At 70.1% G+C, this 2,473-nt stretch carries 3 protein-coding genes; all 3 read left to right on the forward strand.

Annotated elements, in window-relative coordinates; translation table 11 throughout:
* Nucleotides 1-897 (forward strand): acyl-CoA dehydrogenase family protein (locus AC2VNT_RS10190; RefSeq protein WP_486946739.1); only part of this gene is annotated, 897 nt, incomplete at its 5' end.
* The gene (locus AC2VNT_RS10195) at nt 897-1,682 is read left to right on the forward strand and encodes an enoyl-CoA hydratase family protein (RefSeq protein WP_486946740.1); all 786 of its coding nucleotides are present in this window, start codon (nt 897-899) and stop codon (nt 1,680-1,682) included. The genes AC2VNT_RS10190 and AC2VNT_RS10195, both read left to right, overlap by 1 nt.
* 64 nt (nt 1,683-1,746) lie before the next feature.
* On the forward strand, nt 1,747-2,340 hold the full coding sequence (locus AC2VNT_RS10200; RefSeq protein WP_486946741.1) for a DUF1707 SHOCT-like domain-containing protein: 594 nt from the start codon (nt 1,747-1,749) through the stop codon (nt 2,338-2,340).
* Nucleotides 2,341-2,473 lie beyond the last annotated feature (133 nt).

The following is a 2,473-nucleotide window of genomic DNA, read 5'->3' on the forward strand; positions in this document are numbered from 1 at the left end:
GTGTCACCGGCGATCAACGGCACCATCATCGCCAAGTTCGGCACCGACGAGCAGAAGAGGCGGTGGATCCCGAACATCGCCGACGGCTCGCTGACCATGGCGTTCGCCATCACCGAACCGGACGCCGGGTCGAACTCGCACAAGATCATCACCACCGCACGCCGCGACGGCAGCGACTGGATCCTCAAGGGCGCCAAGACGTTCATCTCCGGGGTGGACCAGGCGCAGGCGGTGCTGGTGGTCGGCCGCACCGAAGACGCGAAGACCGGCAACCTGAAGCCCGCGCTGTTCGTGGTGCCCACCGACGCCCCGGGCTTCAGCTACACCCCGATCGAGATGGAGTTGGTCAGCCCGGAGCGGCAGTTCCAGCTGTTCATCGACGACGTGCGGCTGCCCGCCGACGCGCTGGTCGGCTCCGAGGACGCCGCCATCGCCCAGCTGTTCGCCGGGCTGAACCCGGAGCGGATCATGGGTGCGGCCAGCGCGGTCGGCATGGGCCGGCTGGCCATCGCCAAAGCCGTCGACTACACCAAGACCCGGCAGGTGTGGAAGACGCCGATCGGCGCCCACCAAGGGCTGGCGCACCCGTTGGCGCAGGTGCACATCGAGGTGCAGCTGGCCAAGCTGATGATGCAGAAGGCGGCCACCCTCTACGACAGCGGCGACGACTTCGGTGCCGCCGAGGCGGCGAACATGGCCAAGTACGCCGCCGGCGAGGCCTCCACGCGCGCGGTCGACCAGGCGGTGCAGTCGCTCGGCGGCAACGGGCTGACCAAGGAGTACGGCATCGCCGCGGCGATGACGGTCTCCCGGCTGGCCCGGATCGCGCCGGTGAGCCGGGAGATGATCTTGAACTTCGTCGCGCAGACGTCGCTGGGTCTGCCCCGGTCGTACTGATGGACACTCTGGTCCGCTACGCCGTCGACGCGGGTGCGGCCCGGCTGACCCTGGATTCGCCGCACAACCGCAACGCGCTGTCGACCGCGCTGGTCACCCAGCTGCACCGGGGGCTGCGTGACGCCGCCGCCGACCCGCAGGTACGCGCGGTGGTGCTCGGCCACACCGGCAACACGTTCTGCGCCGGGGCGGACCTGTCCGAGGCTTCGGCCGGCGGCGGGGATCCGGCGGATCTGGCCGCCGACCGGGCCCGCGAACTGGTGGCGCTGCTGCGAGCGATCATCGAGTCGCCGCTGCCGGTGATCGCCGCCGTCGACGGCCACGTCCGGGCCGGCGGCATGGGCCTGGTCGGCGCGTGCGACATCGTCGTCGCCGGAACCAACAGCACGTTCGCGCTCACCGAGGCGCGGATCGGGGTGGCGCCGGCGATCATCTCGCTGACCCTGCTGCCGAAGATGAGTGCCCGGTCGGCCGGCCGCTACTGCCTGACCGGGGAGAAGTTCGACGCCGCCGAGGCCGCGGCGATCGGGCTGATCACCACCGCAGCCGACGACGTCGACGCCGCCGTCGCCGGCATCCTCGATGACCTGCGAAAAGGGTCCCCGCAGGGCCTGGCGGCATCCAAGGCGCTGACCACCGCCGACATGCTGGCCGGTTTCGACCGAGACGCCGAGCGGCTGGCGGTGGACTCGGCCCGGCTGTTCGTCTCCGAGGAGGCCCGCGAGGGGATGCTGGCGTTCCTGCAGAAACGACCGCCACGGTGGGCGAGTCCTTCAGAGGGGTAACGGTCGCGACGCAGTTTGGCGAAGCCGCGTGCGGCCCAGGCGGCACGTCGTAGGCTGGTCGCCGATGAGCGATTCAGAACACCCGGGCCGCCACGCCTCGCATGCCGAGGTGGAGGCCCACGACACCGACCGCATCCAGCTGGCGCAGCTGCTTGGCGAGGCGGCCGCCGATGGCCGACTGCCGATGAGCGAATACGAGGACCGGCTGGCCAAGGCGTACGGGGCGCACACCTACGACGAGCTGGACCGGCTCCGGGCCGACCTGCCCGGGTCGTCGGTGAGCCCGAAACGCGGCGGCGACTGCACACCGGCACCGTCCACGCTGCTGCTGGGGATCATGAGCGCGTTCGAGCGACGCGGCCGCTGGAACGTGCCGAAGCGGCTGACCACCTTCTCGCTATGGGGCGGCGGGGTGGTCGACCTGCGCTACGCCGACTTCACCTCGCAGGACGTGCAGATCAAGGCCTACTCGATCATGGGCGGGCAGACCATCCTGCTGCCGCCGGAGGTCAACGTCGACATCGACGGCCACGGGGTGATGGGCGGGTTCGACCACAGCGCCGAAGGAAACGGTGCGCCGGGGGCTCCGCGGGTCAAGATCGGCGGCTTCTCACTCTGGGGCGGGGTGGGGATCAAGCGGAAGAAGCGCAAGCGATAGCGGTAGTTCCGACCGGCGGCGAAGGTGAATTGACGCTCACGACCATGGCGGTAGCCTCAGAGCACCGGATCGGAAGGAGCTTGAAATGTTCGTCGACCCGCACTCACTGCACCTGGGCGCTAACGCCTCCGAG

This window comes from Mycobacterium sp. TH-M15 (assembly GCF_057473705.1).

Coding starts and splice junctions, on each gene's coding strand:
- AC2VNT_RS10200 (WP_486946741.1), top strand. CDS start 1,747: ATGAGCGATTCAGAACACCCGGGCCGCCACGCCTCGCATGCCGAGGTG.
- AC2VNT_RS10195 (WP_486946740.1), top strand. CDS start 897: ATGGACACTCTGGTCCGCTACGCCGTCGACGCGGGTGCGGCCCGGCTG.